General features: G+C 71.5%; 18 protein-coding genes and 1 pseudogene. 6 read left to right on the top strand and 13 right to left on the bottom strand.

Annotation, left to right across the window (positions count from 1 at the left end; all coding sequences use genetic code 11):
• Window positions 1-347 precede the first annotated feature (347 nt).
• Window positions 348-621 (top strand): annotated as a pseudogene (locus ACIGQF_RS16895) (NUDIX hydrolase); the annotation flags it as partial.
• Between the two features lie 71 nt (window positions 622-692).
• Here the strand turns inward: ACIGQF_RS16895 and cimA are convergent.
• From cimA to ureA, 6 genes are all read right to left on the bottom strand, one after another.
• Window positions 693-2,306: a citramalate synthase gene (gene cimA, locus ACIGQF_RS16890; RefSeq protein ID WP_399710651.1), complete on the bottom strand. Its 1,614-nt coding sequence runs from the start codon at window positions 2,304-2,306 to the stop codon at window positions 693-695.
• A 283-nt stretch (window positions 2,307-2,589) separates the two neighbouring features.
• The gene (locus tag ACIGQF_RS16885; RefSeq protein WP_399710649.1) at window positions 2,590-3,909 is read right to left on the bottom strand and encodes an MFS transporter; all 1,320 of its coding nucleotides are present in this window, start codon (window positions 3,907-3,909) and stop codon (window positions 2,590-2,592) included.
• 74 nt (window positions 3,910-3,983) lie between these two features.
• Window positions 3,984-4,610: a TetR/AcrR family transcriptional regulator gene (locus ACIGQF_RS16880; protein ID WP_399710647.1), complete on the bottom strand. Its 627-nt coding sequence runs from the start codon at window positions 4,608-4,610 to the stop codon at window positions 3,984-3,986.
• 33 nt (window positions 4,611-4,643) lie between these two features.
• Window positions 4,644-5,708: an agmatine/peptidylarginine deiminase gene (locus ACIGQF_RS16875; protein ID WP_399710645.1), complete on the bottom strand. Its 1,065-nt coding sequence runs from the start codon at window positions 5,706-5,708 to the stop codon at window positions 4,644-4,646.
• A gap of 260 nt (window positions 5,709-5,968) precedes the next feature.
• A complete protein-coding gene (locus ACIGQF_RS16870; RefSeq protein ID WP_399710643.1) occupies window positions 5,969-7,672 on the bottom strand; it encodes an urease subunit alpha in 1,704 nt (567 codons plus the stop codon).
• Window positions 7,669-8,370, bottom strand: coding sequence for an urease subunit gamma (gene ureA, locus ACIGQF_RS16865; protein WP_399710641.1), 702 nt, complete (start codon window positions 8,368-8,370; stop codon window positions 7,669-7,671). The genes ACIGQF_RS16870 and ureA overlap by 4 nt, the downstream gene beginning before the upstream one ends.
• A 176-nt stretch (window positions 8,371-8,546) precedes the next feature.
• On the opposite strand from ureA, the gene ACIGQF_RS16860 reads away from it, so the two are divergent.
• Window positions 8,547-9,977: a cytosine permease gene (locus tag ACIGQF_RS16860; protein ID WP_399710639.1), complete on the top strand. Its 1,431-nt coding sequence runs from the start codon at window positions 8,547-8,549 to the stop codon at window positions 9,975-9,977.
• Window positions 9,978-10,065: 88 nt separating this feature from the next.
• Here the strand turns inward: ACIGQF_RS16860 and ACIGQF_RS16855 are convergent, their stop codons facing one another.
• Both ACIGQF_RS16855 and ACIGQF_RS16850 read right to left on the bottom strand, forming a co-directional pair.
• Window positions 10,066-11,175, bottom strand: a complete 1,110-nt coding sequence (locus ACIGQF_RS16855) for a branched-chain amino acid aminotransferase (RefSeq protein ID WP_399710637.1) — start codon at window positions 11,173-11,175, stop codon at window positions 10,066-10,068.
• Window positions 11,176-11,459: 284 nt separating this feature from the next.
• A complete protein-coding gene (locus ACIGQF_RS16850) occupies window positions 11,460-12,500 on the bottom strand; it encodes a 3-isopropylmalate dehydrogenase (RefSeq protein WP_399710635.1) in 1,041 nt (346 codons plus the stop codon).
• Between the two features lie 128 nt (window positions 12,501-12,628).
• Here ACIGQF_RS16850 and ACIGQF_RS16845 point away from each other — a divergent pair, with 128 nt between their 5' ends.
• Window positions 12,629-14,242 carry a purple acid phosphatase family protein gene (locus tag ACIGQF_RS16845; protein WP_399710633.1) on the top strand — a complete coding sequence of 538 codons (1,614 nt, stop codon included), beginning with the start codon at window positions 12,629-12,631 and terminating at the stop codon, window positions 14,240-14,242.
• A gap of 2 nt (window positions 14,243-14,244) precedes the next feature.
• On the opposite strand, the gene ACIGQF_RS16840 is transcribed toward ACIGQF_RS16845, so the two are convergent.
• Window positions 14,245-15,285 carry an NAD(P)-dependent alcohol dehydrogenase gene (locus ACIGQF_RS16840; RefSeq protein ID WP_399710985.1) on the bottom strand — a complete coding sequence of 347 codons (1,041 nt, stop codon included), beginning with the start codon at window positions 15,283-15,285 and terminating at the stop codon, window positions 14,245-14,247.
• An 8-nt stretch (window positions 15,286-15,293) separates the two neighbouring features.
• A complete protein-coding gene (locus ACIGQF_RS16835) occupies window positions 15,294-15,917 on the bottom strand; it encodes a TetR family transcriptional regulator (protein ID WP_399710631.1) in 624 nt (207 codons plus the stop codon).
• 364 nt (window positions 15,918-16,281) lie between these two features.
• Between ACIGQF_RS16835 and ACIGQF_RS16830 the strand changes: the two genes are divergently transcribed.
• On the top strand, window positions 16,282-16,419 hold the full coding sequence (locus tag ACIGQF_RS16830; RefSeq protein ID WP_351598443.1) for a hypothetical protein: 138 nt from the start codon (window positions 16,282-16,284) through the stop codon (window positions 16,417-16,419).
• Window positions 16,420-16,503: 84 nt separating this feature from the next.
• Here ACIGQF_RS16830 and pruA read toward each other — a convergent pair whose 3' ends face one another.
• Window positions 16,504-18,135, bottom strand: coding sequence for an L-glutamate gamma-semialdehyde dehydrogenase (gene pruA, locus ACIGQF_RS16825; protein WP_399710629.1), 1,632 nt, complete (start codon window positions 18,133-18,135; stop codon window positions 16,504-16,506).
• Between the two features lie 86 nt (window positions 18,136-18,221).
• The gene (locus tag ACIGQF_RS16820; RefSeq protein ID WP_399710627.1) at window positions 18,222-19,148 is read right to left on the bottom strand and encodes a proline dehydrogenase family protein; all 927 of its coding nucleotides are present in this window, start codon (window positions 19,146-19,148) and stop codon (window positions 18,222-18,224) included.
• A gap of 201 nt (window positions 19,149-19,349) precedes the next feature.
• Between ACIGQF_RS16820 and ACIGQF_RS16815 the strand changes: the two genes are divergently transcribed.
• Together ACIGQF_RS16815 and ACIGQF_RS16810 are read left to right on the top strand one after the other, a co-directional pair.
• Window positions 19,350-20,612, top strand: coding sequence for a PucR family transcriptional regulator (locus ACIGQF_RS16815; RefSeq protein WP_399710625.1), 1,263 nt, complete (start codon window positions 19,350-19,352; stop codon window positions 20,610-20,612).
• 115 nt (window positions 20,613-20,727) lie between these two features.
• Window positions 20,728-22,422 carry a purine-cytosine permease family protein gene (locus ACIGQF_RS16810; protein WP_399710623.1) on the top strand — a complete coding sequence of 565 codons (1,695 nt, stop codon included), beginning with the start codon at window positions 20,728-20,730 and terminating at the stop codon, window positions 22,420-22,422.
• Window positions 22,423-22,526: 104 nt separating this feature from the next.
• On the opposite strand, the gene ACIGQF_RS16805 is transcribed toward ACIGQF_RS16810, so the two are convergent.
• A complete protein-coding gene (locus ACIGQF_RS16805; protein ID WP_399710621.1) occupies window positions 22,527-23,537 on the bottom strand; it encodes a PRC and DUF2382 domain-containing protein in 1,011 nt (336 codons plus the stop codon).
• Window positions 23,538-23,734: the final 197 nt, after the last annotated feature.

Genomic DNA, 23,734 nt, shown 5'->3' with positions numbered 1-23,734 from the left:
CCGGTGAGGGGCCCAGCCGCCTCGGCCCCTCACCCCCGAGCCCCCCGGTACCGGGCCCCCTCCCATCGCCTGCACCGGAAGGGGAAGCCGCCCGCCGTGCCCTTCGAGCATGTGGCGGCGATACCGGATGCGGGCATCCACTCGCCCGAGCAGCCCCTCCCGTCAGCGGCGGTCCGCATCCGGTCCCGCAGGGCAACGCACAGCGCGCAGTCGGCGGTTTCATCGGCGGTGTCGGTCTCCGTGCGCACGCGTGGGGCGTGAACGCCTGTGCCGCGCCCGTTTGGCAGCGGCGACAGAGCAGTGGCGGCGCTTACTTCGACGACCCGAAAGCGCCGGAACGGAACAGCATGGTCGTGGCGGCTTCCGCCGTGGTGACCGACGCCGAGGGGCGCATCCTCCTTCAAGGACGCACCGACAACGGGCTGTGGGCACTCCCCGGTGGGGTCATGGAGCCGGCGGAATCCCTGCGGACGCGGCCGTCCGGGAAGTGCGACCGTCTCCGACGAGTCGACCGAGGTCCGGTTCGTCGCGGCTGACGAGATCGGCACGCTGCCCATGCACCGAACTCAACGCCTCCGCCTGCGTCACTTTCTGGCGAGGCGCCGGGATCCGTACCTGGGCCGACCGGCGAGGCAAGTGGTCCCGGCCGGTTCGAAGGAACCGGCCGGGACCACTGTCGTACGCAGCGGGCGTCAGTCCTGCGGGTCTACGCCCGCGCGGAGGAGGCCGTAGGCGTAGGCGTCGTCCAGGGCCTGCCAGGAGGCTGCGATGACGTTCTCCGCTACGCCGACCGTGGACCACTCGCCGCGGCCGTCGCCCGTGGAGACCAGGACGCGGGTGATCGAGCCGGTGCCGAGTGCGCCCTCCAGGATGCGGACCTTGTAGTCCACCAGCTCCATCGACGCGAGCTGCGGGTAGATCTGCTCCAGCGCCACCCGCAGCGCCCGGTCCAGGGCGTTGACCGGGCCGTTGCCCTCCGCCGTGGCCACTATCCGCTCGCCCTTCGCCCACAGCTTCACCGTGGCCTCGTTGGCGTGCGTGCCGTCCGGGCGGTCCTCCACGATCGCCCGCCAGGACTCGACGGTGAAGTAGCGCAGCGGCTTGCCCTGGACCTCCTCGCGCAGGAGGAGTTCGAAGGAGGCGTCGGCGGCCTCGTACGTGTAGCCCGCGAGCTCGCGCTCCTTGACCCGCTCCACGACCCGGCCGACCAGCTCGCGGTCGCCGCCGAGGTCTATTCCCAGCTCCCTGCCCTTGAGCTCGATGGAGGCGCGGCCCGCCATGTCGGAGACCAGCATCCGCATGGTGTTGCCGACCAGCTCGGGGTCGATGTGCTGGTACAGGTCCGGATCGACCTTGATCGCGGAGGCGTGCAGGCCCGCCTTGTGCGCGAAGGCGGAGAGGCCGACGTAGGGCTGGTGGGTGGAGGGCGTGAGGTTCACGACCTCGGCGATGGCGTGCGAGATACGGGTGGTCTCGGCGAGCTTGCCCTCGGGCAGCACCTTGCGGCCGTACTTCAGCTCCAGCGCGGCCACGACCGGGAAGAGGTTGGAGTTGCCGACCCGCTCGCCGTAGCCGTTGGCGGTGCACTGCACGTGCGTGGCGCCCGCGTCGACGGCGGCCAGGGTGTTGGCGACGGCGCAGCCGGTGTCGTCCTGGGCGTGGATGCCCAGCCGCGCGCCGGTGTCCGCGAGGACGGTCCGGACGACGGCGGTGACCTGGGCGGGGAGCATGCCGCCGTTGGTGTCGCAGAGCACGACGACGTCCGCGCCGGCCTCGCTGGCGGTCCGGACGACCTGCTTGGCGTAGGCCGCGTCCAGCGCGTAGCCGTCGAAGAAGTGCTCGCAGTCCAGGAAGACCCGGCGGCCCTGCTCGCGCAGGTACGCGACGGTGTCCCGGATCATTGCCAGGTTCTCCTCCGGCGTGGTGCGGAGAGCCAGTTCCACGTGGCGGACGTGGGACTTGGCGACCAGGGTGACCACCGGCGCATTGGAGTCCAGCAGGGCCTTGACCTGTGCGTCGTCCTCGACGCGTACGCCGGCCTTGCGGGTGGCGCCGAAGGCGACCAGCTGTGCGTGGCGGAAGGGGACCTCTTCCTGTACACGCTGGAAGAACTCGGTGTCCCGGGGGTTGGCTCCGGGCCAGCCGCCCTCGATGAAGCCCACGCCGAAGTCGTCCAGGTGGCGTGCGATGGTCAGCTTGTCCGCGACGGTCAGGTTGATGCCCTCACGCTGCGCGCCGTCGCGCAGCGTCGTGTCGAACACATGGAAATCGTCGGACAGAGGAGAGGGTTCTGAGGTGTCCGTCATGCTGGTCTGGCTCCTGTCGGGATCTCGGTCTACCGGAATTACCGGCTCCACCGTCCCCTCATGATCCCTCGCGCTCCGTCCCCGGTGGCTGGTGGGCCGGGAAACGAAAAAACCTCTCGCGGGTGCGAGAGGTCTGCGCGCGGGTCTGGGACGACGGTGCCGCGCCGTACTCGGTTTCGTACGGGGCGGTCACTGCGGACCGGCGCGCCTGCTGCCAATAATCATGGCGAACGAGAGCATGGGGGCAGTCTTGCACACGACTGCCCCCGAATCGCCCCTTGTCTCAGGATGCGAGCAGGCGCGCTTCCTTGCCCTGGTCCGTCCCGTCCTTGGTGACGCGGTGGAGGTCGATGGTGCGGGTTTCCCGCATCGTCAGGTAGACGACCAGGGAGACGGCGGCGCAGCCGGCGACGTACCAGTAGTAGCCGGACTCGATGCCGCCCTTCTTGAACCACAGCGCGACGTACTCGGCGGTGCCGCCGAAGAGGGCGTTGGCGATGGCGTACGGCAGGGCGACGCCGAGGGCGCGGATGCCGGTGGGGAACAGCTCGGCCTTCACGCAGGCGTTGATGGAGGTGTAGCCGGTGACGACGACCAGGGCGAGCAGGGCGAGGCCGAGGGCGGGCCAGAAGGAGCCGGCGTGCCGCAGCAGGGTCATGATCGGCACGGTGAGGAAGGTCGAGCCGATGGCGAAGGTGATCAGCAGCGGGCGTCGGCCGATGCGGTCGGACAGCTTGCCGGCCAGCGGCTGGATGCACATGAAGACGAAGAGGGCGCAGAAGCTGACCAGGGAGGCGGTCGGCTTGGCCATGCCGGCGCTGTTGGAGAGGTACTTGGTGAGGTAGGTGGTGTACGTGTAGTACGCCACGGTGCCGCCCATGGTGAGGGCGATGACGAGGAACGCCTCGCGCTTGTGGGCCCAGAGGGCCTTGAGGGTGCCGCGCTCGGGGTCGCTGTTGGCATCGTCGTCGGCCGCGTAGACCTCGGTCTCCAGCATGTTGCGGCGGAGGTAGAAGACGATGGCGGCGCCGAGGGCGCCGATGATGAAGGGGATGCGCCAGGCCCAGCTGTGCAGGGCGTCCTCGGACATGGTGCGCTGGAGGATGATCTGGAGGCCGAGGCCGAGGAGCTGGCCGGCGGTCATCGAGACGTACTGGAAGCTGGAGGCGAAGCCGCGGCGGCCGGGTGCGGAGGCTTCGGTGAGGTAGGTGGCGCTGGCGGCGTACTCGCCGCCGACGGAGAGGCCCTGGAGCATGCGGGCGACGAGGAGGACGGCGACGCCGCCGTAGCCGGCGACCGCGTAGGTGGGGGCGACCGCGATGAGGACGGCGGAGGCCGACATCAGGGTGACGGTGAGCGTGAGGGCGGCCTTGCGGCCCTTGCGGTCGCCGACCCGGCCGAGCAGCCAGCCGCCGACCGGCCGCATGAAGAAGCCGACCGCGAAGACGCCCATGGTGTTCATGAGATTGGCGGTCTCATTGCCCTTGGGGAAGAAGGAGTCCGCGAAGTACACGGCGAAGCTCGCGTACACGAACCAGTCGAACCACTCGACCATGTTGCCGGCGGACCCGACCCAGATCTTCTTCCACTGCTCTCGTCCCATAGCCGAGAACGGTGCCGGACCTGGGAATTTTCGGCAAGGGTGCACCGGACAACGATCGGGCTTCGTTCCGTGCGTTACGTGCTTTCGCTACCGTCGCGCGTGAGTGTTTCATCCAGGAAGTCGCGTACGTGTCCGAGTACGTCCGGGCGGGAGAGGCCGGGCAGGCCGACGACGAGGTGGGTGCCGAAGCCGTCGAGGAGGGCGCGGGTGCGGGTGGCGAAGCGTTCGGCGTCGACGGTGCGCAGTTCGCCCTTGGAGGCGCCTTCGACGAGGAGGGCGACGAGGTCGCGGTGCCAGGCGAGTTCCAGGTCGAGCTGGCGCTGGCGGGTGGCGTCGTCGGCGTTCTGGGAGCGGTTCCAGACCTCCAGCCAGAGGGTCCAGCGGGGGTCGCGGGGGCCGTCGGGGAGGTAGAGGTCGACGAGGGCGTCGATGCGCTCACGGGTGGGCGCGGGGCGGGCCAGCTCGGCGCGGCGCTGCGCGCCGAGCTGTTCCTCGCTCCACTGGAGGGTCTGCAGCAGCAGCTCGTCCTTGGTACCGAAGTAGTAGAGGATGTGGCCGCTGCTCATGCCGACCTCGCGGCCGAGTCCGGCCATGGTGAGCCGGTCCAGGCCCTCCTCCGCGATGGTGGTCATGGCCGCGGCGAGCACCTGCTCGCGTGGCTGGCTGAGCCGCCGCCGGGGACGGCGTGCGGGACCGGGCACGGTGACCTCCTGGACCGGCTGATCGGTGGCTGATCAGACCTTGGGCTGCTGCTGGGTGATGCAGTGGATGCCGCCACCCGCAGCGAAGATCGTACGGGCGTCGACGAGGGTGACCGTACGGCCGGGGAAGAGCCGGCGGAAGATTCCGGCGGCGTGCTCGTCGCGCGGGTCGTCGAAGGAGCAGAGGACGACGCCGTCGTTGCAGAGGTAGTGGTTGATGTAGGAGTAGTCGACGAACTCGCCGTCCTCCTCGATGACGGTGGGGGCCGGTACTTCGACGACCTCCAGCTGCCGGCCGCGGGCGTCGGTGGCGCTCCGCAGGATCTTGACGATTTCGGCGCAGACCGCGTGGTCGGGGTGGGCGGAGTCGGGCTGGGTGTGGACGACGACGGTGCCGGGGCGAGCGAAGGCGGCGACGATGTCGACGTGGCCGCGGGTGCCGAACCGGCCGTAGTCGGCGGTGAGGCCGCGGGGCAGCCAGATGGCCTTGGTGGTGCCGAGGTGGGCGTGGATCTCGGCTTCGACCTCTTCGCGGGTGCGGCCGGGGTTGCGGCCGGGGTCGAGCTGGACGGTCTCGGTGAGCAGGACGGTGCCCTCGCCGTCGATGTGCAGGCCGCCGCCCTCGTTGACGAGGGGGGTGGCGTAGCGGCGCGCTTCGGCGAGGTCCGCGACCTCGGCGGCGATCTTCGCGTCGTGTTCCCAGCTCGCCCATTCCTGGGCGCCCCAGCCGTTGAACACCCAGTCGGTGGCGGCGAGTCGGCCGTTTCCGGTGAGGAAGGTGGGGCCGATGTCGCGCATCCAGGCGTCGTTCAGTTCCCGTTCGACGACGTCGATGCCGGGGCCGAGGAGGCCGCGGGCGCCGGCGGCCCGGCCGGGGCCCGCGACGACGGTGACGGGTTCGAAGCGGCGTACGGCGCGTGCCACGCGGGCCCAGGCGACGCGGGCTTCGGAGAGGTCGCTGCCGCCTTCCTCGCCGAAGGTGAAGTTGGGGCCGGGCCAGGCCATCCAGGTGCGCTCGTGGGGTGCCCACTCCGGGGGCATGGTGTATCCGTCGGCGGCGGGGGTGGCGCCGGTGGAGGGGAGGGGCTGGTCCGTCATGAGCTGCGTCCTTGGGTGGGAGAGGTCGAGGGTGGGGAAGCCGGGGCGGCCGCCCGGGGAGGGGCGGGCCGCCCCGGTGCCGCCCGGGAAGGGACGGGGCCCCGGGCGGGGCGTGGTGGCCGCAGCGGGGCAGGCCGCTGCGGCCGGTGCGGGGCCGGTCCGGGCAGGGCGTACCGGCGGAAGGGGGCGCCGTCCCGCACAGACGGGCGCCCCCGGTCGGGTGCCGGCCCGGGTGTGCCGGGCGGCGGGGCGGTGCCGGCTCAGAGGAAGTAGAGCCGGGACAGCGAGACGTAGTCGGCGGGGTCGGAGCGCATGGGGGCGCCGTCGAGGGTGACCAGGCCGGTGTCGCCGTTGACCTGGACGTTGCCCACGCGGTCGTTGAGGAGCAGGTCGCGGGGGCCGATGCCGCGGGTGCCGCGGACGGCGACGCGGCGGCGCCGGGTGGGGAGGGAGTCGAAGGCCTTGCCGGGCGACCCGGCTTCGACCGCGGCGCCGCTGACGAAGGCGACGGAGAGGTCGGCCGCGGTGGCGCCGTGGCCGCCGAACAGCGGTCCCATGACGAGGGGTTCGCAGGTGTCGGTGGCGGCGTTGGGGTCGCCGGTGACGCCCCACGCGGGGAAGCCGGACTTCAGGACCATCTGCGGCTTGGCGCCGAAGTAGCGGGGCTGCCAGAGCGCGATGTCGGCCATCTTGCCGACTTCGAGGGAGCCGATCTCGTGGGAGAGGCCGTGGGCGATGGCCGGGTTGATGGTGAGCTTGGCCATGTAGCGCAGCACGCGGGCGTTGTCGTCGTGCGGGCCGTCGCCCTCCATGGGGCCGAGTTCGGCCTTCATCTTGCCGGCCATGGCGAAGGTGCGGCGTACGGTCTCGCCGGCGCGGCCCATGCCCTGCGCGTCGGAGGAGGTGATGCCGATGGCGCCCAGGTCGTGCAGGACGTCCTCGGCGCCCATGGTGCCGGAGCGGATCCGGTCGCGGGCCATGGCGGCGTCGCCGGGCAGGTCGGTCTTCAGGTCGTGGACGGAGACGATCATGCCGTAGTGCTCGGCGACCGCGTCCCGGCCGAAGGGCAGCGTGGGGTTGGTGGAGGAGCCGATGACGTTCTCCACGCCCGCCATCTTCAGGACGTTGGGTACGTGGCCGCCGCCGCAGCCCTCGATGTGGAAGGCGTGGATGGTGCGGCCGTCGAGGACGGAGAGGGTGTCCTCCACCGACAGGCACTCGTTGAGGCCGTCGCTGTGCAGGGCGACCTGGACGTCGTGGTCCTCGGCGACGCGCAGGGCGGTGTCCAGGGCGCGGGTGTGGGCGCCCATGTCCTCGTGGACCTTGAAGCCGGAGGCACCGCCCTCGGCGAGCGCCTCGATGAGCGGGGCGGGGTCGGAGGAGGAGCCGCGGCCGAGGAAGCCGATGTTGACGGGCCAGGCGTCGAAGGAGTTGAAGGCGTGCCGAAGGGCCCAGGGCGAGTTGACGCCGACGCCCCAGACGGGGCCGAATTCCTGGCCGATGATGGAGGTGACGCCGGAGGCGAGGGAGGCCTCCATGATGCGCGGCGAGAGCAGGTGGACGTGGGTGTCCACCGCGCCCGCCGTGGCTATCAGGCCCTCGCCGGAGACGATCGAGGTGCCGGTGCCGACGACGACGTCGATGCCGTCCGTGGTGTCGGGGTTGCCGGCCCGGCCGATGCCGCTGATGCGGCCCTCGCGGATGCCGATGGACACCTTGCGGATGCCCTGGACGGCGTCGATGACGAGGACGTTGCTGATGACGACGTCACAGGTCTCGCGGACGGCGGCGGCCTTGAGGTGCAGGCCGTCGCGGGCGGTTTTGCCGAAGCCGGCGAGGAATTCGTCGCCGGGCTTCTGGGCGTCGGACTCGACGCGTACGACGAGGCCGGTGTCGCCGAGGACGACGCGGTCGCCGGCCCGGGGGCCGTGCACGGATGCGTACTCCTGCGGGTCGATGGTCATGCCCGCTCCTCCTCTTCGGTGTGCGCCCCCAGGTAGCCGCAGGCGGCGGCCCGCCGCAGCGCTTCTTCCTTGGCCCCCGGTGCGTCGAGCGGGCCGTCCACCAGGCCCGCGAAGCCGATGGCGATGCGTGCGCCGCCGATCGGCAGGAGGCCGACCTGTTCCTCGGCGCCCGGGTCGAAGCGCTGGGAGGAGCCGGCGGGGACGTTGAGGCGCATGCCGTAGGCGGCGGCGCGGTCGAAGTCGAGCCGGGGGTTGGCCTCGAAGAAGTGGAAGTGGGAGGTGACGCTGACCGGGACGGTCGCGGTGTTGCGTACGCGGACGGTGACCGCGGGCTCGGGGGCGGTGTCGGCGGGTCCGGGCAGGATCGCGCCGGGTGCCGCGTCGCCCATCGATCCCCCGGCGATCGGGTCGCTGACCACGGCGAGCCGGGAGCCGTCGTCGAAGACGGCCTCGACGTGCACCTCGGTCACGACGTCGGCGACGCCGGGCAGGACGTCGTCCGGGCCGAGGACCGCGCGGGCCGCCTCGATGGCGTCGGCCAGCCGGCCGCCGTCCCTGGCCACCTCGCAGACCGTGTCCGCGACCAGCGCCGTCGCCTCGGGCACGTTCAGCTTCAGGCCGCGTGCCCTGCGCGCTCTCGCCAGTTCGGCGGCGCCGAACAGCAGCAGCCGGTCGCGCTCGGTCGGGGTCAGCCGCATGCCACCACACCTCCTAATCGATTAGAGCGACACTCTAACCACAGTATCGAGGCGTGGGAAAGGGTTGACCGACCACAGGGGTATGGGTCACATTGAGCGCCGCTCAATAAAGCGGAACGCTCCGCACCGGAGCGGCCCCCCTCGACAGTTGTCCGGCCTCTCAGAGGAGCCCTCTCATGCCGATCGAACAACGCGGAGTCGACACGATCCCCGACGAGGAACGCACCAGCAGTCCCCGCGATCTCGTCTCCATCCTGCTCGGCTCCAACCTCGCCCTGGGGGTGGTGATCTTCGGCTGGCTGCCGGTCTCCTTCGGACTCGGCTTCTGGCCTTCGGTCACCTCCCTCACCGTCGGCACCCTCGTCGGGACGCTGCTCACCGCTCCGCTGGCGCTGGTCTCGCTGCGTACCGGCACCAACCTCTCCACCAGCAGCGGAGCCCACTTCGGCGTACGCGGCCGGCTGGTCGGCTCGGTGATCGGCCTGCTGCTCTCGCTCGGCTACACCGCGCTCACCCTCTGGGTGGGCGGCGACGCCGTCGTCGGCACCCTCGCCCGGCTCATCGGCCTCCCCGACAGCGGCGCGAGCTACGCCGCCGTCTACGCCCTGCTCGCCGTCTGCACGGCCGCCGGCGCGGTCTACGGCTACAAGCTCCTGCTCCGCCTCTCCCGCATCCTCGCGCTCGGCATGACGGCGATCCTCGCGATCGGCCTGTTCGCGTACGCGCCGGACTTCACCACCGCAGCGGCGGACGGCAGCGCGTACCTGCTCGGCAGCTTCTGGCCGACCTGGCTGCTGGCCGTGGTCTCGGCCGGGCTGAGCGGTCCGATCGCCTTCATCACGCTGCTCGGCGACTACACCCGGTACATCTCCCCGCGCCGCCACGGCTCCCGCAAGGTGTTCCTGGCCACCTGCCTCGGGCTGGTCGCGGGCCTGCTGGTCCCCCAGCTCTTCGGCACCTTCACCGCGCTCGCGGTCGGCGCGGGCGAGGACTACGCCGGGCCGCTCGTCGCGGGCGCCCCCTTCTGGTTCCTGATCCCGCTGCTCCTCGCCGCCTCGGCGGGCTCGGTCGGCAACGCGGGGCTGATGCTGTACTCGATGGGCCTGGACCTCGACGCGATCCTGCCGCGCGCCACCCGCACCCAGGCCACGTACGTCGTCGCCGCGGTCGCCACGTTCTTCGTCTACCTCGGCCACTTCGCGTGGGACGCGCAGGACGCGATGACCTCGTTCGTGCTGCTGCTCACCGCGGTCGGCACGCCCTGGGCGGTGATCACCGTCATCGGCTTCGCGCACTGCCGCGGGATGTACGACGCCGAGGCGCTGCAGGTCTACAACCGCCGCTCCCGGGGCGGCCGGTACTGGTACACCGCGGGCTGGAACGCGCCCGCCACGGCGGCGTGGGCGCTCGGCTCGCTGGTCGGCCTGGCGGCGGTGGACACCCCGCTCTACACCGGGCCGCTGGTCCCGTACACCGGCGGCATCGATCTCTCGTTCCTGCTGTCGGCGCTGGTCACGGCCGTGCTGTACGGGGCGCTGACGCGTCGCCCGGCGGCTCTGCCGGTGTCCGTCGCGCCGGTGGAGGAGGCCCCGGCGGAGGTGCCGTAGCCCGGCCGGGCCGTACGGCGACGGGCCGCCCCGGACGCGGAAGGCGTACGCGGGACGGCCCGTCGGAGCCGGTTGCTTCCGTCGGCGGTCAGCCCAGGGGGTGCATCCAGCCGTGGGTGTCGGCCGCCGTGCCGCGCTGGATGTCCAGCAGGGCCTCGCGGAGCTTCATGGTGACCTCGCCGGGCTCGCCGCCGCCCTGCTGCCACTCGGCGCCGGTGCGCTTCACGGTGCCGACGGGCGTGATGACCGCGGCGGTGCCGCAGGCGAAGACCTCGGTGAGCGTGCCGTTCTCGGTGTCGGCCTGCCACTGGTCGATGGAGACGCGCGCCTCCTCCGCCTCGTAGCCCAGGTCGCGGGCGACGGTGAGCAGGGAGTCACGGGTGACGCCCGCGAGGAGCGAGCCCGTCAGCGTCGGGGTGACGATCTTCGGCCGGCCGCCTTCGCCGCCGTTCCCGTACACGAAGTACAGGTTCATGCCGCCGAGCTCCTCGACCCACTTGTGCTCCACGGCGTCGAGGTAGGCGACCTGGTCGCAGCCCTTCTCGGCGGCCTCGGCCTGGGCGAGCAGGGACGCGGCGTAGTTGCCGCCGGTCTTGGCGTCGCCCATGCCGCCGGGGACGGCGCGCACCCGGTCCTCGGACAGCCAGATGGAGACGGGCTTGACGCCGCCGGGGAAGTAGGCGCCGGCGGGCGAGGCGATCACGATGAAGAGGTACTCGTTGGCGGGCTTCACGCCGAGGCCGACCTCGGTGGCGAACATGAAGGGGCGCAGGTAGAGCGACTCCTCGCCGCCGTGCGCCGGGACCCAGCCCTTGTCCTGCTCGACCAGCGCGTCGCAGGCGGCGAGGAAGGTCTCGACGGGCAGCTCGGGCATGCCGAGGCGGCGCGCGGAGCGCTGGAAGCGCTGGGCGTTGGCCTCGGGGCGGAAGGTGGCGACGGAGCCGTCGGGCCGGCGGTACGCCTTCAGCCCCTCGAAGATCGTCTGGGCGTAGTGCAGCGTCATGTTCGCCGGGTCGATGGAGAGCGGCGCGTACGGGACGAGCTGCGCGTCGTGCCAGCCGCGGCCCTCGGTCCACCGAACGGTCACCATGTGATCGGTGAAGTGCCGGCCGAAGCCGGGGCTGGCCAGGATCTTCTCGCGCTCCGCTGCGGACAGCGGGTGCGCGGAGGGCTTGAGCTCGATCGTGGGCGTCGTCATGAGTGCGTGTCCTTCACCGGTGAGGTTGTGGCGGCCGCGCTCATGACGTCCTGTCGGTACGTGGACGTCCGAGTTCCCTCCCGTACGCGGCCCCGCGTCCGATTATCGCTCGTGTGGGACCGCGGAGAGGAAGGAGGTGACGTAATGCTCAAGCGCGACCTGGGGTCGATGGTCGCACCCAACCGCCGAGTAGCCCAGCGGCCGGGTACGTGGGTACGTACGCTGCCGCTGGGCTACTGGCGGAAACGGCCGTCATCGGCCGTCGTGGCGTAGAAGCAGCGGCGTCAGCCCGCTACTCGGCCGGCGAGCGCGTCGCCGATCTCGTCCGTGGTGCGGGCCGTGCCGTCGCGGGCCTCCAGGTCCGTGGCGACGGCCTCCTCGATGCGGGTGGCCTCGGCGTCGTGGCCGAGGTGCCGCAGGAGGAGCGCGACGGAGAGGATGGTCGCCGTCGGGTCGGCCTTGCCGGTGCCCGCGATGTCCGGGGCCGAGCCGTGGACCGGCTCGAACATGGACGGGAAGGCGCCGGAGGGGTTGATGTTGCCGGAGGCGGCCAGGCCGATGCCGCCGGTCACGGCAGCGGCGAGGTCGGTGAGGATGTCACCGAAGAGGTTGTCGGTGACGATGACGTCGAAGCGCTCCGGCTGCGTGACGAAGAAGATCGTCGCGGCGTCGACGTGCAGGTAGTCGGTGGTGACCTCGGGGTACTCCTCGCCGACCTTGTCGAAGATGTTCTTCCACATGTGGCCGGCGTGGACCAGGACGTTGTTCTTGTGGACCAGCGTCAGCTTCTTGCGCGGGCGGGCCTGGGCACGCTCGTACGCGTCCCGCACGACCCGCTCGACGCCGTACGCCGTGTTCAGGCTGACTTCGGTGGCGACCTCGTGGGGCGTACCGGTGCGCAGGCTGCCGCCGTTGCCGGTGTAGGGGCCCTCGGTGCCCTCGCGGACGACGATGAAGTCAATGTCGGGGCGGCCGGCCAGCGGGGTGCTGGTGTTCGGGAAGAGCTTCGACGGGCGCAGGTTGACGAAGTGGTCGAACGCGAAGCGGAGCTTCAGCAGCAGACCGCGCTCCAGGACGCCGGAGGGCACGGACGGGTCGCCGATCGCGCCGAGCAGGATCGCGTCGTGCTGCTTGAGCGACTCCATCTCGGCGTCCGGCAGGGTCTCGCCGGTCGCGTGCCATCGCTTGGCGCCCAGGTCGTACTCCTGGGTTTCCAGCTTCACGTCCTGCGGGAGGACGGCCGAGAGGACCTTGAGGCCCTGGGCCACGACTTCCTGGCCGATACCGTCACCGGGGATCACTGCGAGGCGAATGCTGCGAGACATGCCTGGACCCTACTCTTCGTCCCAGGGGCTGACACCCACCGTCCGGCATACGGACACATGGTGAGCCGTACAGCTGAGGTTAACCGGCAGTACGCCATCCGGTTCCGGGGCGATGGGACGTTACCGGCATGGCTTCCCGTGAGACCCCCACGTCCCCCGACATCCCCCGCTTCGGCATCCCGGAGCGGATCGCCGCCCGCATGTCCATGGCCGAGCAGCACGAGTACCTGCGCACCAAGCTGTCCCGCCGCGGACTGCTGCGCACCTCGGCGGCCGGTGCGGGGATCGTCGCGGGCAGCGGGCTGCTCGGCACCACCACGGCCTGTGCGTCGCCGCGCTCCACGACCCTGCTCTCCACGCCCGCCACGGCCACCGTGGACGGCTCGATGGTGGCGCCGTTCGGCCGGCACCTGCAGTTCGGCGCCGACCCCAAGACGCAGATGCGGGTCTCCTGGCAGGTGCCGTTCGCGGTGAAGCGGCCGTATCTGCGGGTGGGCCTGAAGCCGTGGGACCTCAGCCGGAAGATCGAGGCGGAGGTGCGGGACCTGCACACCCCGGCGCTCACGAAGAAGCTGCCGGCCGTCGACCAGTACTACCTGCACGCCGCGCTGGACGGCCTCAAGCCGGGCACGACGTACTACTACGGCGTCGGCCACGACGGCTTCGACCCGGCCGACGCGCGGCACTTCTCCACCGTCGGCACGTTCCGTACGGCGCCCGCGCGGCCGGAGAAGTTCGTCTTCACCGCCTTCGGCGACCAGGGCGTCAGCTACGACGCGCTCGCCAACGACCAGCTGATCCTGGGCCAGAACCCCTCGTTCCACCTGCACGCGGGCGACATCTGCTACGCCGACCCGGACGGCCAGGGGTCGGAGGAGGACACCTACGACGCGCGGGTGTGGGACCAGTTCCTGGCGCAGACGGAGACGGTCGCCAAGTCGGTGCCGTGGATGGTGACGACCGGCAACCACGACATGGAGGCCTGGTACTCCCCCGACGGCTACGGCGGCCAGCTGGCCCGCTGGTCGCTGCCGGAGAACGGCCCGGACCCGAAGACTGCGCCCGGCGTCTACTCCTTCACCTACGGCAACGTCGGCGTGGTCGCGCTGGACGCCAACGACGTCAGTTACGAGATCACCGCGAACACCGGCTACACGGACGGGAAGCAGACCCGGTGGCTGGACCGCCGCCTCGGCGAGCTGCGCGGCCGTGACGACATCGACTTCCTGGTGGTCTTCTTCCACCACTGCGCGTTCTCCACGACCGTCTCGCACGCCTCGGACGGCGGTGTGCGGGACGCCTGGCTGCCGCTCTTCGAGAAGCACGGCGTGGACCTGGTGATCAACGGCCACAACCACATCTACGAGCGCACCGACGCGATCAAGGGCACCGACGTGTCCCGCAAGGTGCCGGTCGGCGGCCATGTGGACTCCGCGCGCGAGGGCATCGTGTACGTCACGGCGGGCGGCGCGGGCAAGGCGCTGTACAAGTTCCCCGTGCCGGACAGCTACGAGGGGCACGTGAAGGACCTGGACGAGGTCGAGACGTACCACTGGGTGAAGGGCGGGGGTAAGAACACCGACAAGGTGGCCTGGTCACGAGTGCGCTACACCGGCTTTTCCTTCCTCGCGGTGGAGGTCGAGACCGGCCACCGGCCCCGGATGAAGGTCACCGCGCTCGCCGAGACGGGCGAGCGGATCGACCACTTCGAGGTGACGCGGACGAAGTCCGCGCGGAGCTGAGCTCAGCCGTTGGGCAGGATCACGGCCCGGCCGTTGATCTGCCCGTGGTGCAGCCGCTCGTAGGCCAGCGGCGCGTCGTCGATGCCGTACGTCTCGACGTGCACCCGGAGCGCGCCGGCCCGGGCCAGCTGAAGGACCTCGGCCAGTTCGGCGCGGCTGCCCCAGTACGGAGCGGCCACCGACACCTCGTACGCCGAGGTGCCGAAGCCGACGGGCAGCGCGCCGCCGCCGAGGCCGACGATCGTCACGTCCGCCTCGACGGCAGCGACCGCGCCCGCGGTGGTGACGGTGGGCGGCGCGCCGACGAAGTCCAGGACCAGCTGGGCGCCGAGGCCGCCGGTCAGTTCGCGGACGGTGGCCGCGGCCTTCTCGTCGGAGAGCACCGTCTCGTGCGCCCCGACCTCGCGGGCCAGCGCCAGCTTGTCCTCGCTGACGTCCAGCGCGATCACCCGGGCCGTGCTCAGCGCGCGCAGCAGCTGGATGGCGACGTGGCCGAGGCCGCCGGTGCCGATGACGACGGCGGTGGAGCCGGGCACCAGCTTCGGCAGCGAGCCCTTGATGGCGTGGTACGGGGTGAGGCCCGCGTCGGTGAGCGGCACGGCCTGCACGGGGTCCAGGCCGCCGAGCGGCAGCAGGTGGCGGGCGTCGTCGACGAGCAGGTACTCGGCGAGCGCGCCGGGGGCGCCCAGGCCGGGCGGGCGGATGCCGAGCTCGGGGGCGCGCAGGCAGTAGTTCTCCTTGCCCTCGGCGCACTTGGCGCAGGAGCCGCAGCCCCACGGGCCGTACACGGCGACCTGGTCGCCCACGGCGAAGCCGGTGACGCCGTCGCCGAGCGCGGCGACCGTGCCGGCGCCCTCGTGGCCGAGGGTGAGCGGCAGCGGGAAGGGCAGCTGCTCCGCCGGCCACTGCATGACCGAGAAGTCGGAGTGGCAGACCCCGGCGGCGGTCACCTTCAGCAGCACCTGGCCTGGCCCCGGTACGGGGACGGGCACCTCGACGACCTCGGGCGCCGCGCCCACGGTGCGGTACTGGACGGCCTTCATCGTGGCCTTCATTGCGAACCTCCTCGTTCTGCGGCGAGCGCCGCGAATGCCTGGTCGACCAGGCGCGGCAGCGCCCCGGTGTCCCCGCCGCGGGCCCAGGCGGTCTGTGCGGCGATCAGGGCCCCGGCGCACGCGCCCACCAGGACGGCGGGGCGCAGGTCGGCGTCCGGATCGGTGCCGAGCCGGTCGGCGACGATGCGGACGGAGTCCTCCTGGGCGTCCACGCGGGTGTGCTGGAGCGCGGCGAAGAGCGCCGGCTCCTGTTCGGCGAGGCGCAGCAGGTCGAACATGCGGGGGCGGCGGTGCCAGGCGGGGTGGTCCGGGTCGGCGAGCCAGTCCCGCACGGCCCGGTGGTAGGCGGTCACCGGCGGTTCACCGGCGGGCCGGGCGCGCAGGGCGCGGTTGATCCGGTCGGCGTCGGCGCGGAGGCAGTCCACGACGGCGCTCTCCTTGCCGGTGAAGTGGCGGCTGAACGTGCGGCGGGTGACGTCGGCGCGGGCGGCGATCTCCTCGACGGTGACGGCGGCGAGTCCGCGCTCCAGCGCGAGGGCGAGCGCGGCGGCCGCGAGCCGGTCCCGGGTGCGGCGCGCGGCCTGCACCTTTCGGTCCGTTTCGGGCGCTTCGTCATCCATACATGCACCGTACACCCGGATGTGTCCCGATGGGACACATGTCCCGCCGGGACACCGGGAAATGGGTGTGAACCGTGCGACACCCCAGCTCCCCCGGACAGTGAATTCCCAGGTCACAGCCGTGCGCGCGACATCGCCACCCGCACGCCGTCTCAGATAGTAGGAAGACCAAGTAATTGTGCAGACAGCACGGCCCGGCTGTCCTAACTTTGTAGGAAGCCGAACGTCTCGCTCCACCCAGCGAAGGCGGCTCAGGCCGGCGCGCACGCACAGGTGACCCCTGGCGCGACCTGGCCCCGCCCGCTCCGGCGTCGCATTCCGCTTTCTCGGCATCTCGGGGATCGAACAGAGGAGAGACGTGGCCATGGCCGAAACCGCTGCCCCTGCCCGCAGGATCCGTCACCGCGTGCGCACGTCCGGCGAGACCGACCGCAGGAACGCCGCCGCTGCTCTGCAGCGCGCCCTGGACCGCCGCGACAACGGCGGCGCGACCGGGCACTGAACGTGAAACCGCCCCCGTCCGGCAGCCATTGCTGCCGAGCGGGGGCGGAGTCCGTGCGGCCGGACCGGCCGCGCTCCCCGGGCCTCAGCCCATGTGCGGGTAGCGGTAGTCGGTCGGGGCGACCATCGTCTCCTTGATGGCGCGCGGCGACATCCAGCGCAGCAGGTTGAACTTCGAACCCGCCTTGTCGTTGGTGCCCGAGGCGCGGCCGCCGCCGAAGGGCTGCTGGCCGACGATCGAGCCGGTCGGGCGGTCGTTGATGTAGAAGTTGCCGGCCGCGAAGCGGAGCTTCTCGGAGACCTCGGCGACGACCTTCCGGTCCTTGGCGAGCACGGCGCCGGTCAGCGCGTACGCCGAGGCCGACTCCATCTGCTCGACCGTGGCGTCGAAGTCCGCGTCCTCGTAGACGTGGACGGCCATGATCGGGCCGAAGTACTCGGTCTTGAAGACCTCGTTCTCCGGGTCGGAGCAGACGATGACGGTCGGGCGGACGAAGTAGCCCACCGAGTCGTCGTACGTGCCGCCGGCGACGATCTCGCAGGCCGGGTCCTGCTTGGCGCGGTCGATCGCGGCCTTGTTCTTGGCGAACGAGCGGTCGTCGATGACGGCGCCGATGAAGTTCGACAGGTCGGAGGTGTCGCCCATGGTCAGGCCCTCGACCTCGGCGACCAGGTCGTCCTTGAAGCCGTTCTCCCAGGTGGAGCGGGCGATGTAGGCACGCGAGGCCGCGGAGCACTTCTGGCCCTGGTACTCGAACGCGCCACGGGTGATCGCGGTCTTCAGGATCGCCGGGTCGGCGGTCGGGTGCGCGACGATGAAGTCCTTGCCGCCGGTCTCGCCGACCAGACGCGGGTAGGAGCGGTACTTCTCGATGTTCTGGCCGACCTCCTTCCACAGGTACTGGAAGGTCTTGGTCGAGCCGGTGAAGTGGATGCCGGCCAGCTCCGGGTGCGGCAGCGCGACCTCGGAGACCTCCTTGCCGTCACCGGTGACCAGGTTGATCACGCCCTTGGGCAGACCGGCCTCCTCCAGCAGCTCCATGAGCAGGATCGCGGAGTGGGTCTGGGTGGGCGACGGCTTCCAGACGACCACGTTGCCCATGAGCGCGGGCGCGGTCGGCAGGTTGCCGGCGATCGCGGTGAAGTTGAACGGCGTGATCGCGTAGACGAAGCCCTCCAGCGGGCGGTGGTCCAGGCGGTTCCACACCCCGTTCGGCTGCATCGGGGGCTGCTCCTGGAGCAGCTCACGCGCGAAGTGCACGTTGAAGCGCCAGAAGTCCACCAGCTCACAGGGCGCGTCGATCTCGGCCTGCTGGGCGGTCTTGGACTGACCCAGCATGGTCGAGGCGGCGATGGTCTCGCGCCACGGGCCGGACAGCAGGTCGGCGGCCTTCAGCAGGATCGCCGCACGGTCGTCGAAGGACATCGCGCGCCAGGCCGGGGCCGCGGCCAGGGCCGCGTCGACGGCCTCCTGCGCGTCGGCCTTCGTGGCGTTGGCGTACGTACCCAGCACGGCCTTGTGGTTGTGGGGCTGCACGACGTCGAAGCGCTCGCCGCCGCCCATCCGCTTCTCCCCGTTGATCGTCATCGGGAGGTCGATGGGGTTCTCGGCGAGCTCCTTGAGCTTCGCCTCCAGGCGGGCGCGCTCCGGGGAACCGGGGGCGTAGCCGTGGACCGGCTCGTTGTACGGGGCGGGGACGTGGGTCACAGCGTCCATGGCGGCCGTGTCTCCTTCTGTCGGGTGCGGGTGCGAAGTCTGTGGTGTGGGGGGGGGCGGTCCGGGGGCGGGCCCGGCCCGGGGGCTCAGCCGCGGGTGAGCAGCGAGCGGGCGAAGAACGCGAGGTTCGCGGGACGCTCGGCCAGCCGGCGCATGAAGTAGCCGTACCAGTCGGTGCCGTAGGCGACGTAGACGCGCATGCGGTGGCCCTCCGCGGCGAGCCGCCGCTGCTCGTCGTCCCGGATGCCGTAGAGCATCTGGAACTCGTAGTCCTCGTTCTTGCGGCCGGCGCGGAAGGCGAGGTCCTGGGCGATGGCGACCATGCGCGGGTCGTGCGACCCGACCATGGGGTAGCCCTCGCCCGCCATCAGGATCTTCAGGCAGCGGACGTACGCCTTGTCCACCTCGGCCTTGTCCTGGAAGGCGACGGTGGCGGGCTCCTTGTACGCGCCCTTCACCAGCCTCACCCGCGAGCCTTCCCCGGCCAGCGCGCGGCAGTCGTCCTCGGTACGGAAGAGGTAGGACTGCAGCACCGCGCCGGTCTGCGGGAAGCGTTCCCGCAGCTCGGCCAGGATGGCGAGGGTGGAGTCCACGGTGGTGTGGTCCTCCATGTCCAGAGTGACCGTCGTGCCGATCGCGGCGGCGGCCTCGACGACCGGGACGACGTTCTTCAGGGCCAGCTCGTGGCCGCCGGGCAGGGCCTGCCCGAAGGCGGAGAGCTTGACCGACATCTCGGCCCTGGCACCCAGGCCCAGCGGCTTCAGGCCCTCGACCAGCTCCAGGTAGGAGTCCCGGTTGCGGAGCGCCTGCGCGGGGTCGGTGATGTCCTCGCCCAGCACGTCCAGGGTGACCTCCAGGCCGGCGTCGGCCAGGGAGCGGACGGCGGGGACGGTGTCGCCCAGGGTCTCGCCCGCGATGAAGCGGTCGACGACGGAGCGGGTGACCGGCGCGGCCGAGACGAGACGGCGCATTTTGTCGCTGCGCGCTGCGGCGAGGATCACGGGACCCAGCACGGGACACCTCCACGGTTCACGGATGACAAATGCCGAGCGTGCAAGGCGCGCCGGCAGGACGAGCCACCAGAAACGTAAGTTTCACGGTACGTCGGTAGCCATCGACAGCTGTCACGCCTTCGTGTCCGGGATCTCAGACAGATGTATGAGAATGTGCGGGGACAATGGCGCAGACGTGACCGGAGAGGAGCCAGGCGGCGCATGCCAGGGGACTACGAGCAGCTGGTGGACGAGATCTCGGCGGCGCTCGGCGCGCCCGCGACGCTGGAGGACCGGGACTTCCGGCTGATCGCGTTCGGCGCGCACGAGGGCGACGACGACTCGATGATGGACCCGGTGCGGACCCGGTCCATCCTCCAGCGCCGCTCCACGGCCGCCGTCCGCGCCTGGTTCGAGGGGTTCGGCATCGCCCGCGCCAAGTCCGCGCTGCGCATCCCGCCGGACCCCGCGGCCGGGGTCTTCAAGGGCCGCATCTGCCTGCCCGTACGCCACCGCGGCATCGTGCACGGCTACGTCTGGCTGCTGGACGACGGACACCTCAGCAACCTGGAGCTGGGCGGCCGCGGCACCCCTCCCGACCCGCGCATCGAGCAGGCCATGGAGACCGCCGCACGGATCGGCGCACTACTGGCGGCCGAGGCCCGGGCCGGTGCCGAACTGGGCGATCTGCTGCGGGAGTTGCTGCTGAGCGGGGCGGCGGACCGGCAGGCGGCAGCGGCGGCGCTGCGCGCCGCGCTGCGGCCCGGCGCGACCGAGGCACCGCTCGCGGTGGTCGCCGTGACGCCCTGGGACACCTCCGACACCGACGCGGCTCCGCTGCCCGGCCTGCCGGGGCTGCTCGCCGCGAGCGCGATGCCGGCGGGCGCGGCCGGGACGGAGGGTACGGACGGGGCGAGGAGCGCGGATGGGCGCCCCGGCGGGCCGCCCGGCGCGGGGGCCCGGCCCGGCGCGACGGGCCACACCCTCGCGGCCCTCGTGCGCCTGCGGACGGCCGGCGGACTCGCGCCCGCGCACTCGGCCGCCGAGCACCTGCTGCGCTCCCCCCGGGCCGGTGGCGGGGCCGCCGCCGGCCTCGGGGCCACCCGCGAGGAGCTGACCGCGCTGCCCGGCGCCTGGCGCGAGGCGCTGGCCGCCGCCCGCGCCGCGCACGCCGAGCCGCGGCTGGGCCCGGTCGCGCAGTGGGACGCCATCGGTGCGTACCGCCTGCTGACGGGTCTCCCGGTCGGCACATCGGATGAAACGATTCGCCCCCTGCTCTCCCCCACCCATGCCGAACTGGCGCGCACCGTCGAGGCGTTCCTGGACTGCGCGGGCCAGGCCAGCCGCACCGCCCAGTCGCTCGGCATCCACCGGCAGACGCTCTACTACCGGCTGGGCCGCGTGGAGAAACTCACCGGCCTGGACCTCGACGAGGGCTCCGACCGCCTCCTCCTCCACATGGCACTGAAGTCGGCACGCTTGTAAGGGACTTCGCCCAGCGGCAGGGGCCGCTCCCCCGTACCTCATCCGTAACACGGGGAAACGTGCCCGTCATCGCGCGAGCGGTCGTGGGTAACACGCCGTTCCTAGGGTCCCCGCCATGGACACAGGGCTGTACACCGAGGCGGGGGCCACGCCGGCCGTACCGGGGAACGGGCCGACCGTGCCGGAGGACGGGCCGGCCGGCGGCGGACGGGCGGCGGACGAGACGCTGGAGGACTACACCCTCCGGTTCGCGCCGCGCAGTTACCGCCGCTGGACGCCGATGGTCGTGGCGACCACCGCACTGGGCGGCATCGCCTACCTGGCGGACTTCTCCATCGGCGCGGGCATCGGCATCGCCCACGGCACCGGGAACGCGCTGGCCGCGATCCTGCTCGCGGCCGCGGTCATCTTCGTCACCGGCTTCCCGCTCGCGTACTACGGGGCGCGCTACAACATCGACCTGGACCTGATCACCCGCGGCTCCGGCTTCGGCTACTACGGCTCAGTGCTCACCAGCGTCATCTTCGCCAGCTTCACCTTCATCTTCTTCGCCACCGAGGGCTCGATCATGGCGCAGGGGCTGAAGCTCGGCCTCGGGCTGCCGCTGTGGCTGGGCTACCTGGTCTCCACCCTCCTGGTCATCCCGCTGGTCGTGTACGGCATGAAGGCGCTCAGCAAGCTCCAGGTGTGGACCACGCCGATCTGGCTGCTGCTGATGGTCGGGCCGCTGGTATACCTCGTCGCTACCGACCCCGGTACCGTGCGGCACTTCCTGGCGTACCCGGGCGCGGCCGGCGACGGCGGCCTGAACACCGCGTCCGTCCTGCTCGGTGCGGGCGTGTGCCTGTCGCTGATCGCGCAGATCGGCGAGCAGATCGACTATCTGCGCTTCATGCCGCCGAAGACACGGGCCAACCGGCGCACCTGGTGGACCGCGGTGATCATGGCGGGGCCCGGCTGGGTGGTACTGGGCGCGCTGAAGCAGGCCGCCGGCATCTTCCTCGCCGTGTACGCGCTCGCCGAGGTCGCCCCGGCTGCGGCCGCCGAACCGATCCAGCAGTTCAAGGGCGCCTTCGACGCGATGCTGCCGGCGTGGCTCGTGGTGCCGCTGGCCGTGGTGCTGGTCGTGATCAGCCAGATCAAGATCAACGTGACCAACGCCTACTCCGGCTCACTGGCCTGGACGAACTCCTTCACCCGCGTCACCAGGCGCTACCCCGGCCGGATGGTCTTCGTCCTGGCCAACCTCACCATCGCGCTGGTCCTGATGGAGGCCGACATGTTCAGCTTCCTCAACGCCGTGCTGGGCTTCTACTCGAACTGCGCCATCGCCTGGATCGTCACGGTCGCCACGGACATCATGGTCAACAAGTACCTGCTCAAACTCTCCCCGCACGCCCCCGAGTTCCGCCGGGGCATGCTGTACGCGGTCAACCCCGTCGGCGTCGTCGCCTTCACCGCCGCCTCCGGCCTGTCCATCGCGATGTACTTCCACGCCCTGGGCGACACACTCCAGCCGTACTCCCCCGTCGCCGCGGCCGTGCTCGCCTTCGTCCTCACCCCGCTGATGGCCGTCGTCACCAAGGGCCGCTACTACCTGCGGCGGACCGACGACGGCATCGCCGAACCGCTGCTGGACTCGGACGGCAACCCCAGCGCGCACACATACACCTGCCACGTCTGCCGGCAGGAGTTCGAGCGCCCCGACGTGGCCGCCTGCCGGACGCACGACGCGGTGATCTGCTCGCTGTGCCTGAGCACCGACCGCACCGGCACGCACCTGCTGCCCGCGGCGCCGCCCGCCGCCTGACGCCCGCATGACGCCTGCCGCGGTACGCACACACGGGCGACGCCTGCCCGTGTCGAGCCGGGCAGGCGTCGCGCAGTGGTGCGAGCGGAGAACCGCCCCCTGGGTCACCAGCGCCCCGTGTCCTCTTCGCCGGTCTCCTTGGTGTTCTTCATGCCCTTCATGCCCTTGCGGCCGGTCCGGTCCGCAGGACCCGTACGGCCGGTGGTACCCGTAGTGCCGCCGGTGCCGTCGTCGAACTCCAGCTGCTCACGGCGGACCTCGGTCGACACCTCCTGCTGCTCGGTGACCCGGTCGGTCTCCAGGCGTACCCGCTCGTAGGCCACGGTCTCCTTGCGGATCACGGGCTCCTCGCGGTGCAGCGTGATGTCGTACTCGCCGTCCTCCAGCTTCGCGGGCTTGCCGCCGGCGCGGCGCGCCTCGTCCTCGGGGATCCGCTCACGGGTGATGCGGACCTCTTCGTGGCTGACCGGCACGGTCTGGCTCACGTTCTCGGTGACGACGCGCTTCCGCAGGTGCGCGTGGCCGCTCTCGTGCTCCTCGACACCGAACTGGGCCCGCTCCTCCGACAGCGTCATCTCCGGGTTCTGCTCCTTGCGGGAGTGCCGGTCGTCGGCGGGGCCGCCACGCGACATGGCCATCTGCCCGGCGCCCGCGCCGGCCAGCGGCCGGTCGGCCTCGGGACGCGTGTGCTGCCCGGCCATGCCGGCCGCACCCGCGGTACCCATGCCACCCGCGGCTGCCGCGGTGCCCGTACCTCCGGCCTGCCCCGCGTCGCGGCCCATACCGCTCCGGCCCGACCGGGTCAGACCGTAGTGCCGGTACAGACGCTCCTCCTCCGACGGTTCCAGGTGGCCGTCGGCGTCCATGCGCGGGGCGTCCTTGATCACGTCCTTGGTGTGCGGAACACGGAGCGCGTCGTCCACCCGCGTGCACCCGGCCAGCGGGACGAAGGTCTCCTTCGTACCGAACAGCCCGGTGCGCACCGTGATCCACTCCGGCTCATTGGTGGCGTCGTCCCGGTAGACCTGCTGGACAGAGCCGACCTTGGCACCGTCGGCGTCGATCACATTCAGCCCGGCCAGGTCATGAGGGGTGTCACCCAGAGGTGCATTCATGGCGTCTCTCCTTTCGCGCGCGCCTGCAGGAGAGGCACGCGCCTCTCCCATTGCGCACCTCCTGGAGCCGCCGAGCGAGTCGGGAGCACGGGAGCGCGGCTCCGGCTACCGGTCCGTACCGGTCCCGAAGCCGCTCATGAGGGCGGAGCGCGGCACCGCCCGGCCCGGCGCCCCGCCCCCCATCACTACGCCATTCG

This window comes from Streptomyces sp. NPDC053560 (assembly GCF_044544605.1).
Lineage (GTDB): Bacteria > Actinomycetota > Actinomycetes > Streptomycetales > Streptomycetaceae > Streptomyces.
Note: the sequence above shows the minus strand (reverse complement) of the source record. Positions and strands in the feature narration are given on the sequence as shown.

Bases quoted from the DNA above. Each gene is read 5' to 3' on its own strand.
- cimA (WP_399710651.1), bottom strand. From the start codon at position 2,306: ATGACGGACACCTCAGAACCCTCTCCTCTGTCCGACGATTTCCATGTG.
- ACIGQF_RS16885 (WP_399710649.1), bottom strand. From the start codon at position 3,909: ATGGGACGAGAGCAGTGGAAGAAGATCTGGGTCGGGTCCGCCGGCAAC.
- ACIGQF_RS16875 (WP_399710645.1), bottom strand. From the start codon at position 5,708: ATGACGGACCAGCCCCTCCCCTCCACCGGCGCCACCCCCGCCGCCGAC.
- ACIGQF_RS16870 (WP_399710643.1), bottom strand. From the start codon at position 7,672: ATGACCATCGACCCGCAGGAGTACGCATCCGTGCACGGCCCCCGGGCC.
- ureA (WP_399710641.1), bottom strand. From the start codon at position 8,370: ATGCGGCTGACCCCGACCGAGCGCGACCGGCTGCTGCTGTTCGGCGCC.
- ACIGQF_RS16860 (WP_399710639.1), top strand. From the start codon at position 8,547: ATGCCGATCGAACAACGCGGAGTCGACACGATCCCCGACGAGGAACGC.
- ACIGQF_RS16855 (WP_399710637.1), bottom strand. From the start codon at position 11,175: ATGACGACGCCCACGATCGAGCTCAAGCCCTCCGCGCACCCGCTGTCC.
- ACIGQF_RS16850 (WP_399710635.1), bottom strand. From the start codon at position 12,500: ATGTCTCGCAGCATTCGCCTCGCAGTGATCCCCGGTGACGGTATCGGC.
- ACIGQF_RS16845 (WP_399710633.1), top strand. From the start codon at position 12,629: ATGGCTTCCCGTGAGACCCCCACGTCCCCCGACATCCCCCGCTTCGGC.
- ACIGQF_RS16840 (WP_399710985.1), bottom strand. From the start codon at position 15,285: ATGAAGGCCGTCCAGTACCGCACCGTGGGCGCGGCGCCCGAGGTCGTC.
- ACIGQF_RS16835 (WP_399710631.1), bottom strand. From the start codon at position 15,917: ATGGATGACGAAGCGCCCGAAACGGACCGAAAGGTGCAGGCCGCGCGC.
- ACIGQF_RS16830 (WP_351598443.1), top strand. From the start codon at position 16,282: ATGGCCGAAACCGCTGCCCCTGCCCGCAGGATCCGTCACCGCGTGCGC.
- pruA (WP_399710629.1), bottom strand. From the start codon at position 18,135: ATGGACGCTGTGACCCACGTCCCCGCCCCGTACAACGAGCCGGTCCAC.
- ACIGQF_RS16815 (WP_399710625.1), top strand. From the start codon at position 19,350: ATGCCAGGGGACTACGAGCAGCTGGTGGACGAGATCTCGGCGGCGCTC.
- ACIGQF_RS16810 (WP_399710623.1), top strand. From the start codon at position 20,728: ATGGACACAGGGCTGTACACCGAGGCGGGGGCCACGCCGGCCGTACCG.
- ACIGQF_RS16805 (WP_399710621.1), bottom strand. From the start codon at position 23,537: ATGAATGCACCTCTGGGTGACACCCCTCATGACCTGGCCGGGCTGAAT.